Here is a 20,944-nt window from a genome sequence, read left to right as displayed (position 1 = left end):
CTAGGGTGGGGCCGTCGTGTGTGCACAGGCCCGTCACGACGGCCACCGGCGGATGTCCCGCGCAGCCCGGTGCCGGACATCGCGGTGTCACGGGCCGGTCGCGGGACACACCCCGGGGCCGTAGGGGCCCGGCGAGCAGCGGAGGAACGAGCAGCAGTGGGCAACAGGAAGCGCGTCGCCGAGCGGCGGAAGACGAGACCCGTCGTCCTCGGCGGGATGATCGCCGTGGTGGCCACCGGCGCCGGGGTCGGCGCCTACGCGCTGTTCGGGGGCGGTGCCGCCGCCGAGGACGGCACCCGCGCGGCGTCCGCGCAGCAGGTCGAGGCCAAGACCGGCCCGCTGTCCGCCGCCGAGGTCACCGGCACGGCCGAGCGTTTCCTCACCGCCTGGCAGCAGGGCAAGGTGGGCGAGGCCGCCGCGCTCACCGACGACCCGAAGGCCGCGACCGCGCTGCTCAGCGGCTACACCAAGGACGCCCGCGTCAAGGACGTCACCCTCACCCCGGCGGCGCCGGCCGCGGCCAAGGTGCCGTTCTCCGTCAAGGGCACGGTGGAGTACGAGGAGATCAGCAAGCCGCTGGCGTACGACAGCGAGCTGACCGTCGTACGCCGTGCCGGGGACGGCGAACCGCGCGTCGCGTGGCGGGCGTCGGTGGTGCACCCCGATCTGAAGGACGGTGACCGGCTGGTCACCGGGGAGTCGGGCACCCCGCCGGTCAAGGCGCTGGACCGGGACGGCGGCGAGCTGACGACCGGGAAGTACCCGAGTCTGGGCCCGGTGCTGGACGGGCTGCGCGAGAAGTACGGCAAGACGGCGGGCGGCACGGCGGGCATCGAGCTCCAGGTGGTGCGCGGCAAGGCGGCGGAGAAGGCGGAGCTGGCCGACAAGACGCTGCTGGAGCTGCGCGAGGGCACGCCGGGCACGGTGCCGACGACGCTGGACCCGTCGCTGCAGGCGGCCGCCGAGGAGCAGGTCGCGAAGAAGCCGCGGGCGTCGGTGGTGCTGCTGCGCCCGTCGACCGGGGAGATCCTGGCGGCGGCGAACTCCTCGCGGGGTTTCAACACCGCCTTCCAGGGGTCGCTGGCGCCCGGTTCGACGATGAAGGTCGTCACGGCGTCGATGCTGCTGGAGAAGGACCTGGCGGGCGTCGACGAGAAGCACCCGTGCCCCAAGTTCTTCAGCTACGGCGGCTGGAAGTTCCAGAACCTCGACAAGTTCCAGATCAAGGACGGCACCTTCCGGGCCGGCTTCGCCCGGTCCTGCAACACCGCTTTCATCAGCCAGGCGCCCGAGTTGAAGAACGACGACCTGACCAAGCAGGCCCAGCAGGTCTTCGGGCTGTCGAAGAACGACTGGCAGGTCGGGGTGTCCACCTTCGACGGCTCGGTGCCGGTGCAGAAGGACGCGTCGATGGCGGCGTCCCTGATCGGCCAGGGCGGGGTGCGCATGAACCCGCTGAACATGGCGTCGGTGTCAGCGACGGTCAAGGCGGGCGTGTTCCGTCAGCCGTACCTGGTCCCGCCGGAGGTGGACGGGCGCACCCTGGCGAAGGCCGGGCGCACGATGTCGCCGCAGACGGCGTCGCAGCTGCGGGACCTGATGGCGTACACGGCGACCGCCGGCACGGCGGCGGAGGCGATGGCCGGGGTCGGCGGCGACAAGGGCGCGAAGACCGGGTCGGCCGAGGTGGACGGGCAGAAGAAGCCCAACGGCTGGTTCACCGCGTACCGCGGGGACGTGGCCGGTGCGGCGGTCGTCCAGCAGGGCGGGCACGGCGGTTCGTCCGCCGGCCCGATCGTGGCGTCGTTGCTGAAGCTGGGCGGCTGACCCGCCCCGCGCGATCCCCGTGGCAGCCGGGCGGCTGACCCGGCCGACGCGATCCCCGTGGCGGCCCGTCACCGGCGTCCGCCCGGGTACGCCGGTGTAGGCCGGTGCGGGCTCCGGGCTGGAAACCGCCCGGAGATCCGGGCCGTCCGGGCTGCCGGGACTGGGACCGTCCGGGCCGCCGACTCGACGCGATGAAAACGGGCTCGGTGCGCTGCGGGCTCAGTGCGGGACGGGCGCCGCCGCGGCGGCGTACGTCCGGCTCAGGAACCGGTTCAGCACCTTGTTCTCGAACTGCACCACCGACACCCCGCGCGCGGTGTGGAGCTCCACCACCGTCTGCACCCGGCCGCACGGCCAGACCTGCACCTCGCCGTGGCCGACGGGCATGTGCAGCCCCTGTTCCAGCAGTTCGCGGGGCACGGTCCACTCGCGGGGCCCCGATCCGGGGAGCGCGACGCGGACGGACCGGGGGTCGGACTCGGGGTCGTAGCGCAGCACCACGGGGACGGCTCCGCGGTCGCCCAGCAGAGGGTCGGCGTCCGTGACGACGTGGGCTCGCGCGTACTGCTCGACTACGGACATCGTGGGCCCCTTCGCGTGCTGTCCAGGGAAAGCCTTGCAGGCCGTATACCCACCCCCGTCCAATGTCCCACCTAAAAGCGGAATGCGCCCGTCCGGCCGCCGTACAGCACGGCACGGATGTGAACCGGGCAAGAAACGAGCCACTCGCTCTTGCGAAGGATTCGCAACTGCCCACATCATCGATGTGTGCACGCACCCGATGGATTCATCGACGCGCCCCTGTCCGCCGCGGCCGGTCTCCTCGCCGCCGGCGCCATCGCCGTGAGCCTGCGGGGAGCGCGCCGGGAACTCGCGGGGGACCCCTCTGGCGGAGGCGACCGCACGGCTCCCCTGGCCGGGCTGGTCGCCGCGTTCATCTTCGCCGTGCAGATGCTCAACTTCCCCGTCGCGGCGGGCACCAGCGGCCATCTGCTCGGCGGGGCGCTCGCCGCGATCCTGGTCGGGCCGTACACCGGGATGCTGTGCGTGTCGGTGGTGCTGCTGCTCCAGGCGGTCCTCTTCGCCGACGGCGGGCTGACCGCGCTCGGCGTCAACCTCACCACTATGGCGCTCACCACGACCGTCGTGGCCTACGCGCTCTTCCGCGGCCTGGTGACGGTGCTGCCCCGCTCCCGCCGCTCGGTGACCGTCGCGTCCTTCGTCGCCGCCCTGGTCTCGGTGCCCGCCTCCGCCCTCGTCTTCACCCTGCTCTTCGCGCTGGGCGGCACCACCGACGTCCCGATCGGCAAGGTCGCGACCGCCATGGTGGGCGTGCACGTGCTGATCGGACTGGGCGAGGCCGCGATCACCGCGCTGACCGTGGGGGCCGTCGTCGCCGTGCGTCCGGACCTGGTGCACGGGGCGCGCGGGCTGCGGCAGCGGCTCAAGCTGCGGGTGGACGGCGAACTCGTCGACGCGCCCGAGCCGGAGCCGGCGGCCTCCGCGCCGGCCCGCTCACCGCGCCGGATCTGGGCGGCCGGCCTGGTCACCTCGCTGCTCCTCGCCGGGTTCGTCAGCTTCTACGCGTCCGCCGACCCGGACGGCCTGGAGAAGGTCGCCACCGACCACGGCATCGCCGAGAAGGCCGAGGAACACGCGACGGCCGACTCCCCGCTCGCCGACTACGGCGTCCGGGACGTCACCGACGAGCGGCTCTCCGGCGGCCTCGCGGGCGTGATCGGCGTCGGCGTCACCGTGGTCGCGGGCACCGGCGTGTTCTGGGTGCTGCGCAGGCGGCGCGGCACCGACGCCTCACCGACGAGCACGGACACGAGCACGGAAACGGGCACGAGCACGGAAACGGGCACGAGCACGGAAACGGGCACGAGCACGGAAACGGGCACGAGCACGGAAACGGGCACGAGCAGGGGCACGAGCACGGCCGGCACCCCGAGCGACGCGGACACCGCTGCCCGCGCGAAGGGCTGACCGTGGGCGCCGGCCATGCCCACCGGCTCTACCGCCCGGCGGACTCCCCCGTGCACGCCCTGCCCCCGCACACCAAACTGGCCGCGGTGTTCGCCTTCGTCCTGGTCGTGGTGTCGACGCCGCGCGAGGCGATGTGGGCGTTCGCCGGGTACGCGGTGCTGCTGGGCGTCGTGGCCGGCGTCGCCCGCGTCCCGGCGGGGTTCCTGCTCCGGCGGATGCTGATCGAGGTGCCGTTCGTCGCCTTCGCGGTGCTGCTGCCGTTCGTGGCGGAGGGCGCCCGCACCGACGTCCTCGGGCTCTCGCTGAGCGTGGACGGGCTGTGGGGCGCCTGGAACGTGCTGGCCAAGGGCACCCTGGGGGTCGCCGCCTCGGTGCTGCTGGCCGCCACCACCGACCTGCGGGACCTGCTGCGCGGACTGGAGCGCCTCGGACTGCCGCCGCTGCTCGTGCAGATCGCGGCCTTCATGGTCCGCTACAGCGACGTCGTCACCGACGAGGTGCGCCGCATGCGCATCGCCCGCGCGTCACGCGGCTTCGAGGCCAGGGGCCCGCGGCACTGGGGGGTGCTCGCCAAGTCGGCGGGCGCGCTGTTCATCCGCTCCTACGAACGGGGCGAGCGGGTGCACCTGGCCATGCTCAGCCGCGGGTACACCGGCGCCATGCCGGTCATCGACGAGGTGACCGCGTCCCGGGCGCAGTGGTCCCGCGCCGGCACGCTCCCGGCCGCCGCCCTGGTGCTGTGCGTGCTGGGGTGGGTGGTGTGATGGACCCCATGACGACGTCCCTGGAGGTCCGCGGCCTCGCCTATGCCTACCCCGACGGCCACCAGGCCCTGTTCGGCGTCGACTTCGCCATCGGGCGGGGCGAACGCGTGGCCCTGCTCGGCCCGAACGGCGCCGGGAAGACCACCCTGGTGCTGCATCTCAACGGCATCCTGACCGGCGGCACCGGAACCGTCCGGGTGGCCGGACTCCCCGTCGGCAAGGAGCACATGGCGGAGATCCGGCGCCGGGTCGGCATCGTGTTCCAGGACCCGGACGACCAGCTGTTCATGCCGACGGTGCGCGAGGACGTGGCGTTCGGCCCGGCCGCGGCCGGTCTGAAGGGGCCGGAGCTCGAGGCGCGGGTGGACCGGGCGCTGGCCCGGGTCGGCATGGCGGAGTTCAAGGACCGTCCGCCGCACCACCTGTCCTTCGGGCAGCGGCGCCGGGTGGCCGTGGCGACGGTGCTGGCGATGGAGCCGGAGATCCTGGTCCTGGACGAGCCCTCGTCCAACCTGGACCCCGCCTCGCGGCGCGAACTCGCCGACATCCTGAGCGCGTTGGACGTCACCGTGCTGATGGTGACCCATGACCTGCCCTACGCCCTCCAGCTGTGCCCGCGCTCGCTGATCCTCAGCGACGGGGTGATCGCGGCCGACGGCGCCACGGCCGAGCTGCTGTCCGACGACGCGCTGATGCGCGCCCACCGCCTGGAACTGCCCTACGGCTTCGACCCGCGGTCCGTGCCGGCGACCCCCGGCGCCTGACCCGGCCTGGACGGGAACGGCGCGGGGCCCGCGGCAACGGCTGCGTAACGATCGCCCGGAGCCGCCCGAACCCAGGAATCGCAGGCGGACGACGGCCGTTGCACCCTGTGTCACAGGTGAGCGAAGGGACGACGGGCGTGGGCATCGACGTGCACGGCACAGTGGCCGAGGGCTTCGAACGCGTCGGTGAGGCGTTCGCCCGCAACTTCACCGCGCTGGGCGAACGGGGCGCCGCACTCGCCGTGTACCGCGACGGGCGCCGCGTCGTCGACCTGTGGGCCGGCACGAAGGACGTCGACGGCACCGACCCGTGGCGACGCGGCACCGCCCAGGTGGTGCGCTCCGCGACCAAGGGCGTCGCCGCGGCCGTCCTGCTGATGCTGCACGAGCGCGGCGCACTGGACCTGGACGCGCCGGTCGGACACTACTGGCCGGAGTTCAAGGCGCACGGCAAGGAGGGCGTCCTCGTCCGCCACGTGCTCAGCCACCGGGCCGGGCTGCCCGTCCTCGACGCACCGCTCACCCCGCGCGAGGCGTACGACCCGCTGCGGGCCACCGAGGCGCTGGCCGCGCAGACGCCGGCGTGGGAGCCGGGGACCGGCCACGGCTACCACGCGCTGACCTACGGCTGGCTGGCCGACGCCCTCGTCCGGCGGGTGACGGGCCGGGGCACCGGCGAGTGGATCGCCTCCGAGATCGCGGACCCGCTCGGCCTGGACCTGTGGGTGGGCCTGCCCGCGGCCCAGGCCCACCGGGTGGGCAGGGTCGGCCCGGTCGAGGGCGCCGAACCGTCCGGGGCGCTCCGCGCCCGGCCCAAGCCGTCGGTCACCGACGCCTACGCCGACCCCTCGTCCCTCACCCGCCGGGCGTTCGCCGCGATCACGCCCACCCCGGACCAGAACGACCCGGCCTTCCACGCGGCGGTCCTACCCGCCGCCAACGGCATCGCCACGGCGGACGCCCTGGCCCGCTTCCACGCCGCGCTCATCGGCCCGGTCGACGGCGTCCGCCTGCTCGGCCCGGACACCGTCGAGCAGGCCCGCGCGGAGGAGTCGGCGGGCCCCGACCGGGTGCTGGTCGTCGGCACCCGCTTCGGTCTCGGCTACATGCTGCACGGCAGCGCCTCGCCGCTCCTCGGCCCGGGCTCCTTCGGCCACCCCGGCCGCGGCGGCTCCCTCGGCTTCGCCGACCCCGGCTCCGGCATCGCCTTCGGCTACGTCACCAACGGCTTCCGCCGGACGGTCACCGCGGACCCGAGGGCGCAGTCCCTGATCCGGGCGCTGCGGGCCTGCCTCGACGCCTGAGCCGCGCAGCCGCCGTCCGACCCTCGACGCCTGAGCACCACGCAGCCGCCGTCCGACCGCTCGACGCCTGAGCACCGCGCAGCCGCCGTCCGACCCTCGACGCCTGAGCACCGCGCAGCCGCCGTCCGTCCTGCGGCGGCGGACGGCGGCCGGGCGCGTCGGCGCGTCAGCGCGTCGGCGCGTGGCGGGTCAGACGTGGATCGGGTGCGAGATGCGCCCCGACGCCTCGTCGATCTCCCCGTGCGCCTTGGTCAGCAACTGCATCGCGAGCTCGTTCAACGCCCGGGCCCCGGCGATCTCCTCCCCGACCCGTGGCTGATTCGCGTCCGTGTGGTGCCGGACCGCGTGTCCGTGCGCCCGCACCTCCGAACCGTCGGGCAGCCGCACCATCGCGGCCGCGCGTGTGTGCTGGTCGTCCTCGCTGAATTCGAGCTCGACGTGCCAGCCCACAATGGTGTGCGCCATGACGATCACCTCCGGAATCCCTAGTTCCAGGGTGCCTCCGGCCCGGGCGCCCCGCACCCGCCCCGCCCCCGCTTTCTCCGCGGACCACCGCCCCCCGCCCCCGCTTTCTTCGCGGACCACCCGCCCCCCCCCCGCACCCGCTTTCTCCTCGCACCACCCGCCCCCCGCACCCGCCTTCTCCACGGCCCCGGACTCCCCGGACTACCCGGCCCGCAGCATCAGCCCGATGCCGGCCACCATCAGGACAGCGGCGGCGATGCGCGGGGCCCCGAAGCGCTCCTTGAAGAACACGGCGCCGATGGCGGCACCGACGAGGATGGACGACTCGCGCAGCGCCGCGACCGGGGCGAGGGCGGCGCGGGTCTGTGCCCACAGGACCAGGCCGTACGCCGTGACCGACATCGCGGCGCCGACGAGGCCGACGGCGGCGTGCGGGCGCAGCCGGGCGGCGGCCGAGCCGCGCCACCGCCACAGGGCGTAGGCCGGGATCACCGTGCCCTGGACGGTCATCAGCCAGGCGACGTAGCCGAGGGAGGAGCCGGAGGCGCGGACGCCGAGGCCGTCGACGACCGTGTAGACGGCGATGGACAGGCCGGTGGCGAGGGCGGCCCCGATCGCCGCCCAGTGCGGGGGGCGGCCGCGCAGGCCCCACAGGGCGACGCCGGTCAGGCCGGCGCACGACAGGACGATGCCGGCGGCGGCCGGGCCGTCGGGCACCTCGTGCGCGAACAGGGCCGCGAGGACGGTGACGACCAGCGGCGCGCTGCCGCGCGCGATCGGGTACGCCTGCCCGAAGTCGCCGAGTTCGAAGGACCGCATCAGCAGCGCGTAGTAGGCGATGTGGAGGGCGGCGGAGCCGAGGAGGTACGGCCACGCCGCGGCCGCCGGGACGGGCACGAACGGCAGCAGCGCGAGCCCGATGAGCAGTCCGCCGCCGGAGATCAGGGCGAAGCCGACCAGCTTGTCGGTGATGCGGTGGGCGATGGCGTTCCACCCGGCGTGGGTGACCGCGGCGATCAGGACGGCCGCGGTGACCGCCGGGGTCACGCCGTCCGTTCGCGCACGTCCACGAGGGTGCCGCCGGCGTGGGCGACGAGCGTCTTGGGCTCCATCGGGAAGACGCTGTACGGGGTGCCGGCCGCCGCCCACACGAGGTCGTGCTCCAGGAGGGAGCGGTCGGCGAGGACCCGGGTGGTGGCCGTGCGGTGGCCGAACGGCGGTACGCCGCCGATGGCGTAGCCGGTGGCCTCGCGGACGATGTCGGCCTTGGCGCGGGTCACCCTGTCCGCGCCGAGTTCCCGCCGGACCGCTTCCAGGTCGACGCGGGAGGCGCCGTCCATCAGCACCAGCACGGGCACCCCGTCCGCGGCGAAGATCAGGGACTTGCAGATCTGGCTGAGTTCGCAGCCGACGGCCGCGGCGGCCTCGGCGGCGGTGCGGGTGGCGTCGGGGAAGCGGCGGACCTCGGCGATCAGGTGCTCCAGGCCGAGGTCGCGCAGGGCCTGGGCGAAGCGGGGGTGGGCGGCGGAGCCGTCGGGTGCGGGGTCGTGGGCGGCGGTGGTCATGCGGGGCACGTTAGCGGCCGGCGGGCCGGGCGGGCGACGGGGGTGTCGCACCGCCCGGCCCGCCGGCCGGAAGGGGAAGCCGGTGAGGGCGCCCCCGTCCCCACGGGAACCCTCACCGGCTGGTGTGCGGCGGCCGGCGCGCGGCCGCTGTCCGGGGTGGTCAGACCCTGACCAGCTCCCGGTCCTCGTCGCCCTTCTCCTTCTCGCCGCCGGTCTGCAGCTTCTCGCCCTCGACGTCGACGTTGGGCAGGATCCGGTCCAGCCACTTCGGCAGCCACCAGGCGCGCTTGCCGAGCAGGGCCAGGACGGCCGGGACGATCGTCATGCGGACGACGAAGGCGTCGAAGAGGACCGCGATCGCGAGGCCGAAGCCGATCATCTTGACCATGGACTCGCTGGAGCCGATGAAGCCGGAGAAGACCGCGATCATGATCACGGCGGCGGCGGTCACCACCCGGGCGCCGTGCCGGAAGCCGGTGACGACGGCCTGGGTGGGCTGCTCGCCGTGGACGTACGCCTCCCGCATGCGGGTCACGAGGAAGACCTCGTAGTCCATCGCCAGGCCGAAGACCACGCCGACCATGAAGATCGGCATCATCGACATGACCGGGCCGGTCTCCTCGACGCCCATGAGGCCGGACAGCCAGCCCCACTGGAAGACCGCGACGACGGCGCCGAGGGCGGCCATCACCGACAGCAGGAAGCCGAGGGCCGCCTTCAGCGGGACCAGGATCGAGCGGAAGACCACGATCAGCAGGAGGAAGGCGAGGCCGACGACCAGGATCAGGTAGGGCACGAGCGCGTCGTTGAGCTTCTCGGACACGTCGATGTTCATCGCCGTGGCGCCGGTGACGAGGACCTCGGCGTCGGTGTCGGCCTTCAGACCGCTCCCGGCGTCGCGGATGTCGTGCACCAGGTCCTCGGTGGTCACGGAGGACGGCTTGGACTCGGGGATGACGGTGATGGTGGCGGTGTCGCCGGCCTTGTTGGGGGCCGCCGGGGTCACGGCCACGACGTTGTCGAGCCCCTCGATCTTCTTGCCGGTGCGCTCGAAGGCGCCCTGCGCGTCGTCGCTGCCCTCGGCGTCGACGACGACCACGAGCGGGCCGTTGAAGCCGGGGCCGAAGCCCTCGGAGAGCAGGTCGTAGGCGCGGCGCTGGGTGGTGGACGTGGGCTGGGAGCCGTCGTCGGGCAGGCCCAGTTCCAGGGAGGCGGCGGGCAGGGCGGCGGCGCCCAGGCCGACCACGCCGAGCAGCAGCACGGCCACGGGCCGGCGGACGACGAAGCGTGCCCAGCGGGTGCCCATGTTCTCGCGGCCGGGCTTGCCGGAGGTGCGGCCTCCGCCGAGCAGCCTGCTCTTCTCGCCGGCCGGGCGGACCCGGCGGCCGGCGTAGCCGAGGAGCGCGGGGATCATGGTGAGGGCGATCAGGACCGCGATGGCGACCGTGCCGGCGGCGGCGACACCCATCTTGGTCAGCATCGGGATGTTGACCACCGACAGGCCGACCAGGGCGATGACGACGGTGAGACCGGCGAAGACGACCGCGGAGCCCGCGGTGCCGACGGCCCGGCCGGCCGCCTCCTCGCGTTCGCGGCCCTCGGCGAGTTCGGCGCGGTAGCGGGAGACGATGAACAGGGCGTAGTCGATGCCGACCGCGAGGCCGATCATCGTGGCCAGGATGGACGTGGTGGAGCCGAGGTCGAGGGTGACGGCCAGCGCGGTGATGGCGGAGACGCCGATGCCGACGCCGATCAGCGCGGTGAGCAGCGGCAGTCCGGCCGCGAGCAGGGAGCCGAAGGTGATGACCAGGACGACCGCGGCGACGCCGATGCCGATGATCTCCGCGGCGCCGGTCTCCGGGACGGCCTGGAGGGCGTCACCGCCGATCTCGACGGTCAGCCCCGCGTCGCGGGCGTCCTCGGCGGCGGCCTGAAGGGCTTCGCGGGAGGACTCCTCCAGCTCCATGCCGGAGACCTTGTAGCTCACCGAGGCGTAGGCGACGCTGCCGTCCTGGCTGATGCCGCCGCCCTGGTAGGGGTCGGTGACCCGGGCGACCTCCGCGCCGCCGGACAGTTCCTCGACGGTGCTGCCGACGGTCGCCTTGTGGGCGGCGTCGGTCATCTTCTCGCCGTCGGGCGCCTTGAAGACGACGCGGGCGGTCGCTCCGTCGGCACTGGTGCCGGGGAAGCGCTCCTCGAGCAGGTCGAAGGCCTTCTGGGCCTCGGTGCCCGGGATGGAGAACGAACTGTTCCCGGCCGCCGGGGCACCGGCCGCGCCGACCCCGGCGAGGGCCAGCAGGGCGACCCAGATCAGGGCGACGAAGTGCCTTCGCCGGAAGGAGAGTCGACCGAGTCGATAGAGGAATGTGGCCACGAGGGAGGTCTCCCGGTCAGTCGTGGTTCTTTCAGGGCAGGGGCGTACGGCCCGACGACGTGAGCGGAGGCGTCAGGTACTGGCTGACCGGGGGTGCGGTCAGTGAAGGGAGTGCGGCGGCCGGGGCGGCCGCCGGGTCAGCGTGGGGAGACGCCGAGTGCGGGGAGGACCACGGCGTCGATGTACGAGGCCAGGAACTCCCGGGTCGGTGGCAGGTCGTCGATCAGCGTCCGCGTGGCGAACGCGCCGACGAGCATGTGCACCATGTACGACAGGGCCGGGTTGTCGGATCTGACCTCACCGCGGTCGATCGCCCGCCGGACGATGCGGCGGAACTCCTCCACCTCGGGCTCCACCAGCAGTTCCTTGAACGCCTGACGCAGGTCCTCGTTCGCCTGGATGGCCATGGACAGCGCCCGCATCAGGGCGGCGTTCTGCTCCATGGCGCAGTCGTCCTCGCGCGTGATGATCGCGTGCAGGTCGCCCCGCAGGGAACCGGTGTCGATGTCGGCGATGCTGCCCGGCTTCTGGAACCGCAGCGCCGTCACCACCAGCTCGGGCTTGCCGCCCCACTGGCGGTAGAGCGTGGCCTTGCTGGACCGGGTGCGGGCGGCCACGGCGTCCATGGTGAGGGCGTCGTAGCCGACCTCGCGGAGCAGGTCGAGCACGGCCGCGTACAGCTCGGCCTCGCGTTCGGGCGTGATCCGGCTGCGACGTGGGGCCGTCGTCTCCGTCATCCCGTCCACCTCTCCGTTCCGGTCCACCGTGCGAACGACACGGTTTCGTACACGTGACGACGATACCCCGCCCCTTAAGGGAACGAAACCGTTTCGTACGTGTCGTGGATCACGCGCCCTCGCGCGCATGCGCCCGCTTCGGCCGACTTGCCCCGGTACACCCCCCGGAAAAGCATGGGAAGGGTGACCTACCTGCGCCTGCCGCACCTCAACGGCGACCTGCTGTGCTTCGTGGCCGAGGACGACCTGTGGATCGCCCCGCTGGACCGTCCGGGCCGGGCCTGGCGGCTCACCGTGGACCGCACCAAACTGGGCCACCCCCGCTTCTCCCCCGACGGCCGCCACATCGCGTACACCAGCTGGCACAGCCTCGACCCCGAGGTGCACGTGATCCCCGTCGACGGCGGCCCGGGCACCCGGCTGACGTACTGGGGCAGCGACGACACCCGGGTCTGCGGCTGGGAGCCGCCCGACGAACACGGCAACGCCGAGATCCTCGCCGTCGCCTCGCACGGCGAACCCTTCTCCTACTTCACCTGGGCCTACAAGCTGCCCTGCGACGGCAGCCCAGGCCGCAAACTGCCCTGGGGCCCGGTCAGCGACATCCAGACCGCAGAGATCGACGGCGAACGCAAGTCCCTGCTGCTCACCGGCACCCCGCCGCACGAACCCGCCTCCTGGAAGCGCTACCGGGGCGGCGCCACGGGCCGGCTGTGGCTGCACGGCCGGCGGCTGCTCGACGGCATCGACGGCCACCTGCACTCCCCGATGTTCGTCGGCGGACGGATCGCCTTCCTCTCCGACCACGAGGGCGTCGGCAACCTCTACTCCTGTGCCCACGACGGCACCGGCCTGCGCCGCCACACCGACCACGACGCCTTCTACGCCCGGCACGCCTCCAGCGACGGCACCCGGGTGGTGTACCAGTGCGCCGGCGACCTGTGGATGGTGGACGACCTGTCCCCCGGCTCCCTCCCGCACCGCCTCGACGTGCGCCTCAGCAGCCCGCGCGCCGGGCGCCGCCGCCACCAGGTGCCCGCCGCACAGCACCTGGACGCCATCTCCGTCGACGAGACCGGCCGGGCCAGCGCCGTCGTGGTCCGCGGCAGCCTGTACTGGCTCACCCACCGCGACGGCCCCGCCCGCACCCTCACCGACACCCCGGGCGTGCGGGTCCGGCTCCCGGAGATGCTCGGCGCGACCGGGCAGGTCGCCTACGTCACCGACGCCGAGGGCGAGGACGCCGTGGAGATCGCCTCCCTGCCCCGCGCCACCGGCCAGCGCCCCGCCCGGCGGCTCGCCGCCGGACGGCTGGGCCGGGTCCTGGAACTCGTCGCGGACCCCGAGGGCGAGCGGCTCGCCGTCGCCGCCCACGACGGCCGGCTGCTGCTCCTCGGCACCGGCGAGGACGACGGCGGCGAGGTCACCGAGCTGATCCGCTCCCTCAACGGCCCGGTGCGCGACCTGGCCTTCTCCCCCGACGGGGCGTGGCTGACCTGGTCGCACCCGGGGATCGGCCGGTCGCTGCGGCAGATCAAACTGGCCCGGCTGGCGGACCGGCTCGTCGTCGACGTCACCGACGGCCGCTTCGAGGACGAGAGTCCGGTGTTCACCCGGGACGGCCGCTACCTGGCCTTCCTGTCCTGGCGCGGCTTCGACCCGGTGTACGACGTGCACACCGGCGACCTGTCCTTCCCCCTCGGCTGCCGCCCCTACCTGGTGCCGCTGTCCTCGGCGACCCCCTCACCGTTCGCGCTCAACCCGGAGGGCCGCCCGGCCGCGGGCGGACTGGACCCGGTGGAGCGCGAGGACGCCGGCGAGGGCGAGAACGGCACCGTCACCGTGGAGACCGAGGGGCTGGAGAGCAGGGTCACCCCCTTCCCGGTGGCCGCCTCCAAGTACTCGGCGCTGCACCCCGTCGCGGGCTGCGGCCTGGTGTGGCTGCGCTGGCCGATCTCCGGCGCGCTCGGCGAGACCTTCGCCAACCCGGACGACACCAGCGGCCGGCCCACCCTGGAGCACTTCGGCATCGGCAAGGCCAAGAGGACCGAACTCGTCGACCACCTCGACGTGTTCGCGGTGAGCGGCGACGGCACCCGGCTGGTGGTGGCCGACGAGGGCGAACTGCGCGCGGTGCCCGCCACCGAGCCCGGCGACAGCGACTCCACCGTGTGGATCGACGCCCGCCGCATCCTGCACGAGGTCGACCCGGACGCGGAGTGGCGGCAGTCCTTCGAGGAGGCGGGGCGGCTGATCCGCGCCTACTTCTGGGACCCGGGCATGTGCGGCATCGACTGGGACGCCGTCCTGGACCAGTACCGCCCCCTGGTCGAACGGGTCGCCTCCCCCGACGAGTTCGCCGACCTGCTGCGCGAGGTGCTCGGCGAACTCGGCACCTCCCACGCCTACGTCAGCGCCGCCCGGCGCAACGAGGGCCCGCCGCACTACCAGCGCCGCCAGGGCCTGCTGGGCGCCAACCTCGTGCCGCGGGAGGAGGGCTGGACGGTCCGGCGGATCCTGCCCGGCGACGCCTCCGACTCCCGGGCCCGTTCCCCGCTGGCCGGGACCGGCATCCGCGAGGGCGCGGTCCTCACCCACGTCGACGGCCGCGCCGTGGACCCCGTGACCGGACCGTACCCGCTGCTGGCGGGCGCGGGCGGCACGACCGTGGAGCTGACCTTCGCGCCCGCCGGGGGCGAGGGCGCCCCGCGCCGGGTCGCCGTCGTCCCGCTGATCGACGAACGGCCGCTGCGCTACCAGGACTGGGTCACCAAACGCCGCCAGGTGGTCCGGGAGTTGAGCGACGGCCGGTGCGGCTACCTGCACATCCCCGACATGGGCGGCTCCGGCTGGGCCCAGTTCAACCGCGACCTGCGCATGGAGGTGTCCCGGCCGGCCCTCATCGTGGACGTGCGCGGCAACGCCGGCGGCCACATCAGCGAACTCGTCGTCGAGAAACTGACCCGCACCATCCTCGGCTGGGACCTCACCCGCAACGCCCAGCCGGTCTCGTACGCCTCCAACGCCCCGCGCGGGCCGGTGGTGGCGCTGGCCGACGAGGCGACCAGCTCCGACGGCGACATGATCACCGCCGCGTTCAAGCTGCTGCGGCTCGGTCCCGTGGTCGGCCAGCGCACCTGGGGCGGCGTGGTCGGCATGACCGGACGGCACCGGCTCGGCGACGGCACGGTCATCACGGTGCCGATGAACGCGGCCTGGTTCGACGCGTACGGCTGGTCCGTGGAGAACTACGGCGTCGCACCCGACCTGGAGGCGCTGCGCACCCCCCTGGACTGGGCGGAGGGCCGGTACACGCAGCTGGACGACGCCGTCCGGCTGGCCCTGGACCTGCTGGAGTCCGAGCCCCCGGCCACCCCGCCCTCCTACCGGGACCTCCCGGACCGCTCCCGCCCGAAGCTGCCGCCGAGGACGTAGCGGCGGCCGGCCCGCAACTCCGGGCTCCGGCACGGAGATGGGGCGTACGGGGCAGGAGGGCGGAGCGCACGAAGAAAGGGCCCTCCCTCGGAGCGCGCACGAAGAACGGGCACCTCCCTCGGAGCGCGCACGAAGAAGGGGCGCCTCCCTCGGGGCGCCCCTTCTCGCGTCACTCCGCCTCGCGCAGGACGTCAGACCTCGCGGTCGCGGTCGATGCGCTCCTCGTGCTCCGGCCGGCGGCGCGGGTTGTCCATGTCGTCGTCACGACGGCGACCGCGGTTCTGCAGCTGCTCCTTGCCCTGCTGGGCCTTCTGCTTGGCCTGCTGCTGGAACTGCTCGGACTTCTCCTGGAACTGGTCCTTCATACCCATGTGGGTTCACTCCCGTGGGGGGTGAGGGGATCTGGCCCGACCAGATTCACACGGGCGGTCACCCTGCGCATGTCGATCACTTACGCTGCGTGACACGGTGCTGTTCGTCGGCGCTGCCACCGGCTCCGACCAGGCCCGTCCGCATCCCGGTGAGCCGGTCCGCGAAGCGCCGCATCTCCCGCTGGCCGACGGTCCCGATGACGGCGGGCAGGTAGCCGCGCACGCCCTGCATCCCGCGCAGCCACCACTGCCCGTAGACGTGGGCGGAGCGCCGTTCGATCCCGGCCACGATGCGGTCCACGGCGGGACCGAGCGGGTACGTCTTGTTCGACGGCCACGGCAGCCGCTGCCTCAACTCCCGCATGACGTCCTCCTGGTCGGCACCGCGCACCATGTCGGTGTCCGTCCACGACAGGTACGCCACGCCCACCTTCACGCCGCGGTGCCCGACCTCGGCGCGCAGGCTGTGCGCGTAGGCCTCCACCCCGGACTTGGACGCGCAGTAGGCCGTCATCATGGGCGCCGGGGTGATCGCGGCGAGCGAGGCGATCTGGAGCAGGTAGCCGCGGGAGACGGTGAGCAGCGGCAGGAAGGCGCGAGCGGTGACCGCCGAACCGATCAGGTTGACCTCGATCACCCGCCGCCAGGACTCCGGGTCGGAGTCGGAGAACGGACCGCCCGTCGCCACACCGGCGTTGGCGACCACGATGTCGACCCGCCCGAACCGCTCCTTGACCTCGGCGGCGACCCGGGTCATCGCCTCGTGGTCGGTGACGTCGGCGTACCAGTGGTCGCTGTCGCTGTGCAGGCGGGACGAGACGTCCTTGAGCGCGTCCGGCTCCAGGCCGACCAGCGCGACCTTCACCCCGCGCGCGGACAGCTTGCGGGCCAGCAACTCGCCCACGCCGCGCGCCGCTCCGGTGACGACGGCGACCCGTCCCTCGAGACTGGCCCTGCTCATGCGGTCTCCTCCAGTGGTGCGGCGGGAACGGGCGGTCCGGCGGGGGCGGCCGGTGCGGCCGGCCCCGGTGCGGTCAGGTGGGCGGTCACCAGGCCGCGGATCTTCGCGGTGACCGTGCCGGGCGCTTCGACGGGCGTCATGTGGCCGATGCCGGGCAGTTCGGTGAGCCCGAGGCAGTGTGGCAGCGCGGCGGCCAGCGACCTGCCGTGCACGGGCGGGGTGAGCCGGTCCGCGGTGCCCACGAGGACCTCCGCCGGCACCTTCAACTCCCGCACCCGCTCGTCGAGGTCGAGCGCGTCGAGGACGTGGGACCAGGCGTGGCGCACCGTTCGCGGGCAGGCGTGCACGATACGGGCGCAGGCGTCGACCGTCTCCCGCGCCGAACCGGGGCCCATGGTGCCGTACTTGAGGACGCGGCGGGCCATCGGCGTGACGGGGCCGAGCGGCAGCCGGGAGCCGAGGATGCGCCGGGTCAGTCCGGTCCGCAGCCGGCCGGGGCGGATCGGCACCACGGTCGACTCGGCGACCAGGCGCGAACTGCCGGTGCTGCACAGCAGGACGGCCGCCGCGTGCGCGGCGAGGGCGGGCCGGGCGGAGGCGGCGAGGATCGTCATCGCGCCCATGGAGTGCCCGGCCAGGACCGCCCGTTCGCCCGGTGCGAGGGTCGCCGTCAGCACGGCTTCCAGATCGTCGGCGAGGGCGTCGGCGCTGCACGCGTCGGAGGCCGGGCTGCGGCCGTGGCCGCGCTGGTCGTAGGCGATGACCCGGTGGTCGGCGGCCAGTTCGCGGATCTGCGCCGCCCAGAAGGCGGTCGAGCAGGTCCAGCCGTGGGCCAGGACGACCGCGGGCGCCCCGTCGGGCCCATGCGTCTCGACGTGCAGCCGGGCGCCGTCGGCGGAGACGGCGGTCAGCTCCCGGCCGGGGACGGGCGGGGCGTAGGGCCCGGAGGTGACGTGCGCCGGCCTGCTCACGCGGTCACCTCCGCGGTCTCGTCGGAGGCGCCGGCCGGGGTGGCGGCGGAGTGTGCCGGGGAGGGGCGCAGCACCGCGTACTCGGCGAGGTCCACCCGCCGGGTGGCGCGCCGGAACTCGCTCGTGGTGCCGGGCCAGATGGTGGTGTTGCGTCCGCTCGCGTCCAGGTACCAGCTGGTGCAGCCGCCGGTGTTCCACACCGTGCGCTTCATCCGCTCCTGCACCCGGTGGTTCCAGGCGCGCACCGCGCTGGGGCGGGCGTCGAGGGCGACCCGGCCGCCCAGGACGTCGAGCTGGCGGAGGTAGTCGGCCAGGTAGTTCAGCTGGGACTCGATCATCAGGATCATGGAGGAGTTGCCGAGCCCGGTGTTCGGCCCGATGATCGTCATCCAGTTGGGGAAGCCGGCCGCCGCGGCGCCGCGCAGTGCCTGCATCCCGCCCGCCCAGGTCTCGGCGAGGGTCCTGCCCTCCGCGCCGACGACGCGTTCGGCGATGGGCATGTCGGTCACGTGGAAGCCGGTGCCGAACACGATCGCGTCGGCCTCGGTCTCGGTGCCGTCGGCGGCGACGAGGGTGGAGCCGCGCACCTCCCGCAGGCCGGCGGCGACGACGTCGACGTTCGGCTGGGCCAGCGCCGGATAGTAGGTGCTCGACAGCAGGATCCGCTTGCAGCCGATGCGGTAGTCGGGGGTGAGCTTGGCGCGCAGGTCCGGATCCTTGATGGCCCGGCCCATGTTGCGCTTGGCGAGCTGCTCGACGAAGCCCAGCTGGCGCGGGTGCTTGGTGAACGCCTGCACCTGCAACTCCCGTACGCCCCACAGCAGTCCGCGGCGCAGCTGGGTGGTGAGGGGCAGCGTGCGGTGCAGGGCGCGCTCGGCGGCGCTGATCGGCCGGTCGACGCGGGGCAGGACCCAGGCGGGGGTGCGCTGGAAGAGGGTGAGGCGGGAGGCGAGCGGCTGGACGGCCGGCACGATCTGGATGGCGGAGGCCCCGGTGCCGATCATCGCGACCCGCTTGCCGCGCAGGTCGTAGTCGTGGTCCCAGCGGGCGGAGTGGAACACCTTGCCGGGGAAGGTGTCGAGTCCGGGGATGTCCGGGACCTTGGGCTCGGAAAGCGGTCCGGTGGCGGAGACGACGACGTCGGCGCTGAGGCTGCCGCTGCTGGTCTCGATCTCCCAGCGCAGCCGCTCGGTGTCCCACACCATCCGCTTCACCTCCGAGTCGAAGCGCAGGTGGGGGCGCAGCCCGAAGGTGTCGGTGACGTGCTCCAGGTAGGCGCGGATGTGCTCCTGCCCGGAGAAGGAGCGGGGCCAGTCCGGGTTGGGCGCGAAGGAGAAGGAGTACAGGTGCGACGGCACGTCGCAGGCGCAGCCCGGATAACTGTTGTCGCGCCAGGTCCCGCCGACGCTGCCGGCCCGTTCCAGGACGACGAAGTCGGTGATCCCTTCACGCCGCAGCCGTACGGCGGCGCCCAGGCCGCCGAATCCCGAACCGACCACCGCGACCCGTACATGCTCGTGCTCGGCCATCCCAAAGCCTCCACGCATCGCCGAAGAACCCTGCCAGTGAACACTGGCGCAATGGGGAGCGTAGAGCAGCACCGTACTGATGGGTAGGGGGCAGGGAGGGAAAGTTACCGCCGGTAGGCCGGGCGCGTCCCGGGCGGGCGGGGCGACAGTGTCAGGCCCCGGGGTCTCTCGTTCGGATCAGGCCGGATCAGGGAGCGGGGTCCGGCGCCGGGGCTCGCAAGGCGGAGGAGGGCGGCAGAGCGGAGCCCTGACAACCGACGACAACGCGGCGGGGCGCGGTGCCGGGGCCCGCGAGCCCGGCCCGATCCGAACGAGAGGCCCTAGGCTGCTGATGTGGCAGAAGACGGCGCGGAAACCGGTGAGCGGCGCGAGTACCGCATGGAGGAGCTGGCCCGGCTGGCCGGCATCACGGTGCGCACCCTGCGGTTCTACCGCGAACGCAAACTGATCCCGCCGCCCCGCCGCGAGGGCCGCATCGCCTGGTACGACGACCACCACCTGGCACGCCTGCGCACCATCACGGCCCTGTTGGAACGCGGCCACACCCTGAACGGCATAGCCGAGCTCGCCGAGGCCTTCGACCACGGCCGGGACGTCGGCGAACTCCTCGGCGTGGGCGCGCCCACCGAGGAGACCCCGGTCCGCCTCACCCCCGAGGAGCTCGCCGACCGGTTCGCCGGACAGGTCACCCCGGAGAACCTGGCCGCCGCACTCGAACTCGGCTACCTGGCCACCGACGGCGAGGAGATCGTCCACATCAGCCGCCGCCTGCTGGACGTCTCCTCCGCCCTGGTCCGCGAGGGCATCCCGCTGGCCGAGGTTCTGCACGCCGGCGCGACGGTCCGCAGCCACGCCGACGCCCTCGCCGACCTGTTCGCCGACCTCATCCTGCGCCACGCCCCCGAGGAGGCACTGGACCGCCTGCGCCCGCTGGCCCGCAGCGTCGTCGACTCGGAACTCTCCCTGGCGCTGGACCGGCGGCTGCGCAAGCAGAACGGGCCCGGCCGCCCGCCTCAGGAGCCGTAGACCACCGTCACCGGAGCGTGGTCCGACCACCGCTCGGCGTGCGAGGCGGCCCGCTCCACGTACCCCTTGAGCGCCCGCGCGGCCAGCCCCGGGGTCGCCATCTGGTAGTCGATCCGCCAGCCCGTGTCGTTGTCGAACGCCCGCCCCCGGTACGACCACCACGAGTACGGTCCGTCGACCTCCGGATGCAGCGCCCGCACCACGTCGGTGTACCCGCCCTCGTCCGGGTCCAGCACGCGGGACAGCCACTCCCGCTCCTCGGGCAGGAAGCCCGAGTTCTTGAGGTTGCCCCGCCAGTTCTTCAGGTCGGCCTTCTCGTGGGCGATGTTCCAGTCCCCGCACACCACGACCTCGCGTCCCTCACCGGCGGCCCGCTCCCGCAGCTGCTTCAGGTGGGCGAGGAACTCCCCCATGAACCGCAGTTTCTCGTCCTGCCGCTCGGTGCCGACCTCGCCGGAGGGCAGGTACAGGGAGGCGACGGTGACGCCGGGCAGGTCCGCCTCCACGTACCGGCCGCTGCCGTCGAACTCGGCCGAGCCGAAGCCGATCCGCACCCGGTCGGGCTCACGCCGGGTGTACAGGGACACCCCCGCGCGCCCCTTCGCCGCCGCCGGGGCGTGCACGACGTGCCACCCCTCGGGCTCCCGCACCTGCTCGGGCAGCTGGTGCGGCTCCGCCCGCACCTCCTGCAGGCACACCACATCGGCGGAGGTTCCGGCCAGCCACTCCACGAAGCCCTTCTTCGCGGCGGCACGCAGACCATTGACGTTGACAGAGGTCACAGTGAGCACCAGGGCAGCGTACCCATACCCTGGACACGGTCCAATTCCGGACCGGATTTCTGCTCCCGATCACCCGCGAT

The 20,944-nt window shown here is 73.5% G+C and carries 18 protein-coding genes; 7 read left to right on the top strand and 11 right to left on the bottom strand.

Annotation, left to right across the window (positions count from 1 at the left end; translation table 11 throughout):
* The first annotated feature begins 156 nt into the window (after window positions 1-156).
* Entirely contained in the window at window positions 157-1,827 is a 1,671-nt protein-coding gene (locus ACIRPP_RS07980) for a penicillin-binding transpeptidase domain-containing protein (protein ID WP_403638932.1), read from the top strand.
* A 219-nt stretch (window positions 1,828-2,046) separates the two neighbouring features.
* On the opposite strand, the gene ACIRPP_RS07975 is transcribed toward ACIRPP_RS07980, so the two are convergent.
* Window positions 2,047-2,409, bottom strand: a complete 363-nt coding sequence (locus ACIRPP_RS07975; RefSeq protein ID WP_403638930.1) for an SsgA family sporulation/cell division regulator — start codon at window positions 2,407-2,409, stop codon at window positions 2,047-2,049.
* Between the two features lie 186 nt (window positions 2,410-2,595).
* On the opposite strand from ACIRPP_RS07975, the gene ACIRPP_RS07970 reads away from it, so the two are divergent.
* From ACIRPP_RS07970 to ACIRPP_RS07955, 4 genes are all read left to right on the top strand, one after another.
* Window positions 2,596-3,816, top strand: a complete 1,221-nt coding sequence (locus ACIRPP_RS07970; protein WP_403638929.1) for an energy-coupling factor ABC transporter permease — start codon at window positions 2,596-2,598, stop codon at window positions 3,814-3,816.
* A gap of 2 nt (window positions 3,817-3,818) precedes the next feature.
* Entirely contained in the window at window positions 3,819-4,580 is a 762-nt protein-coding gene (gene cbiQ, locus ACIRPP_RS07965) for a cobalt ECF transporter T component CbiQ (RefSeq protein ID WP_403638928.1), read from the top strand.
* Window positions 4,580-5,344, top strand: a complete 765-nt coding sequence (locus tag ACIRPP_RS07960) for an energy-coupling factor ABC transporter ATP-binding protein (protein WP_403639179.1) — start codon at window positions 4,580-4,582, stop codon at window positions 5,342-5,344. The genes cbiQ and ACIRPP_RS07960 overlap by 1 nt, the downstream gene beginning before the upstream one ends.
* A 143-nt stretch (window positions 5,345-5,487) precedes the next feature.
* Window positions 5,488-6,648: a serine hydrolase domain-containing protein gene (locus ACIRPP_RS07955; protein WP_403639177.1), complete on the top strand. Its 1,161-nt coding sequence runs from the start codon at window positions 5,488-5,490 to the stop codon at window positions 6,646-6,648.
* 189 nt (window positions 6,649-6,837) lie between these two features.
* Here ACIRPP_RS07955 and ACIRPP_RS07950 read toward each other — a convergent pair whose 3' ends face one another.
* The 5 genes from ACIRPP_RS07950 to ACIRPP_RS07930 all read right to left on the bottom strand — a co-directional run bounded on the left by ACIRPP_RS07950 (window position 6,838) and on the right by ACIRPP_RS07930 (window position 11,789).
* A complete protein-coding gene (locus ACIRPP_RS07950; protein WP_192232366.1) occupies window positions 6,838-7,113 on the bottom strand; it encodes a DUF1876 domain-containing protein in 276 nt (91 codons plus the stop codon).
* Between the two features lie 201 nt (window positions 7,114-7,314).
* Window positions 7,315-8,160 carry an EamA family transporter gene (locus ACIRPP_RS07945; protein ID WP_403638926.1) on the bottom strand — a complete coding sequence of 282 codons (846 nt, stop codon included), beginning with the start codon at window positions 8,158-8,160 and terminating at the stop codon, window positions 7,315-7,317.
* A complete protein-coding gene (locus tag ACIRPP_RS07940) occupies window positions 8,157-8,678 on the bottom strand; it encodes a YbaK/EbsC family protein (protein ID WP_403638924.1) in 522 nt (173 codons plus the stop codon). Before ACIRPP_RS07940 ends, ACIRPP_RS07945 begins: the two co-directional genes overlap by 4 nt.
* Window positions 8,679-8,838: 160 nt before the next feature.
* A complete protein-coding gene (locus ACIRPP_RS07935; protein WP_403638922.1) occupies window positions 8,839-11,052 on the bottom strand; it encodes an MMPL family transporter in 2,214 nt (737 codons plus the stop codon).
* A 137-nt stretch (window positions 11,053-11,189) separates the two neighbouring features.
* The gene (locus ACIRPP_RS07930) at window positions 11,190-11,789 is read right to left on the bottom strand and encodes a TetR/AcrR family transcriptional regulator (RefSeq protein ID WP_403638920.1); all 600 of its coding nucleotides are present in this window, start codon (window positions 11,787-11,789) and stop codon (window positions 11,190-11,192) included.
* 183 nt (window positions 11,790-11,972) lie between these two features.
* Here ACIRPP_RS07930 and ACIRPP_RS07925 point away from each other — a divergent pair, with 183 nt between their 5' ends.
* Window positions 11,973-15,224 (top strand): S41 family peptidase, encoded by a 3,252-nt coding sequence (locus ACIRPP_RS07925; RefSeq protein WP_403638918.1) that lies wholly within the window; start codon window positions 11,973-11,975, stop codon window positions 15,222-15,224.
* Between the two features lie 191 nt (window positions 15,225-15,415).
* Here ACIRPP_RS07925 and ACIRPP_RS07920 read toward each other — a convergent pair whose 3' ends face one another.
* The 4 genes from ACIRPP_RS07920 to ACIRPP_RS07905 all read right to left on the bottom strand — a co-directional run bounded on the left by ACIRPP_RS07920 (window position 15,416) and on the right by ACIRPP_RS07905 (window position 19,056).
* Window positions 15,416-15,595: a hypothetical protein gene (locus ACIRPP_RS07920; RefSeq protein WP_164337800.1), complete on the bottom strand. Its 180-nt coding sequence runs from the start codon at window positions 15,593-15,595 to the stop codon at window positions 15,416-15,418.
* 76 nt (window positions 15,596-15,671) lie between these two features.
* Entirely contained in the window at window positions 15,672-16,556 is an 885-nt protein-coding gene (locus ACIRPP_RS07915) for an SDR family oxidoreductase (RefSeq protein WP_403638916.1), read from the bottom strand.
* A complete protein-coding gene (locus ACIRPP_RS07910) occupies window positions 16,553-17,527 on the bottom strand; it encodes an alpha/beta fold hydrolase (protein ID WP_403638915.1) in 975 nt (324 codons plus the stop codon). Before ACIRPP_RS07910 ends, ACIRPP_RS07915 begins: the two co-directional genes overlap by 4 nt.
* Window positions 17,524-19,056, bottom strand: coding sequence for a flavin-containing monooxygenase (locus ACIRPP_RS07905; RefSeq protein WP_403638913.1), 1,533 nt, complete (start codon window positions 19,054-19,056; stop codon window positions 17,524-17,526). The genes ACIRPP_RS07910 and ACIRPP_RS07905 overlap by 4 nt, the downstream gene beginning before the upstream one ends.
* A gap of 378 nt (window positions 19,057-19,434) precedes the next feature.
* On the opposite strand from ACIRPP_RS07905, the gene ACIRPP_RS07900 reads away from it, so the two are divergent.
* Window positions 19,435-20,082, top strand: coding sequence for a MerR family transcriptional regulator (locus ACIRPP_RS07900; RefSeq protein ID WP_403639175.1), 648 nt, complete (start codon window positions 19,435-19,437; stop codon window positions 20,080-20,082).
* Here ACIRPP_RS07900 and ACIRPP_RS07895 read toward each other — a convergent pair.
* The gene (locus tag ACIRPP_RS07895) at window positions 20,070-20,873 is read right to left on the bottom strand and encodes an exodeoxyribonuclease III (protein WP_403638911.1); all 804 of its coding nucleotides are present in this window, start codon (window positions 20,871-20,873) and stop codon (window positions 20,070-20,072) included. The two genes, ACIRPP_RS07900 and ACIRPP_RS07895, sit on opposite strands and share 13 nt — an antisense overlap.
* Between the last annotated feature and the right edge of the window lie 71 nt (window positions 20,874-20,944).

Source organism: Streptomyces sp. NPDC101219 (assembly GCF_044767675.1).
Classification (GTDB): domain Bacteria; phylum Actinomycetota; class Actinomycetes; order Streptomycetales; family Streptomycetaceae; genus Streptomyces.
This window is presented reverse-complemented; position numbering and strand designations above follow the sequence as displayed.

What these genes read in the sequence shown, in the direction of transcription:
- ACIRPP_RS07975 (WP_403638930.1), bottom strand. Translation starts at nt 2,409, where the DNA reads ATGTCCGTAGTCGAGCAGTACGCGCGAGCCCACGTCGTCACGGACGCC.
- ACIRPP_RS07960 (WP_403639179.1), top strand. Translation starts at nt 4,580, where the DNA reads ATGGACCCCATGACGACGTCCCTGGAGGTCCGCGGCCTCGCCTATGCC.
- ACIRPP_RS07950 (WP_192232366.1), bottom strand. Translation starts at nt 7,113, where the DNA reads ATGGCGCACACCATTGTGGGCTGGCACGTCGAGCTCGAATTCAGCGAG.
- ACIRPP_RS07940 (WP_403638924.1), bottom strand. Translation starts at nt 8,678, where the DNA reads ATGACCACCGCCGCCCACGACCCCGCACCCGACGGCTCCGCCGCCCAC.
- ACIRPP_RS07930 (WP_403638920.1), bottom strand. Translation starts at nt 11,789, where the DNA reads ATGACGGAGACGACGGCCCCACGTCGCAGCCGGATCACGCCCGAACGC.
- ACIRPP_RS07920 (WP_164337800.1), bottom strand. Translation starts at nt 15,595, where the DNA reads ATGGGTATGAAGGACCAGTTCCAGGAGAAGTCCGAGCAGTTCCAGCAG.
- ACIRPP_RS07915 (WP_403638916.1), bottom strand. Translation starts at nt 16,556, where the DNA reads ATGAGCAGGGCCAGTCTCGAGGGACGGGTCGCCGTCGTCACCGGAGCG.
- ACIRPP_RS07905 (WP_403638913.1), bottom strand. Translation starts at nt 19,056, where the DNA reads ATGGCCGAGCACGAGCATGTACGGGTCGCGGTGGTCGGTTCGGGATTC.
- ACIRPP_RS07900 (WP_403639175.1), top strand. Translation starts at nt 19,435, where the DNA reads ATGGAGGAGCTGGCCCGGCTGGCCGGCATCACGGTGCGCACCCTGCGG.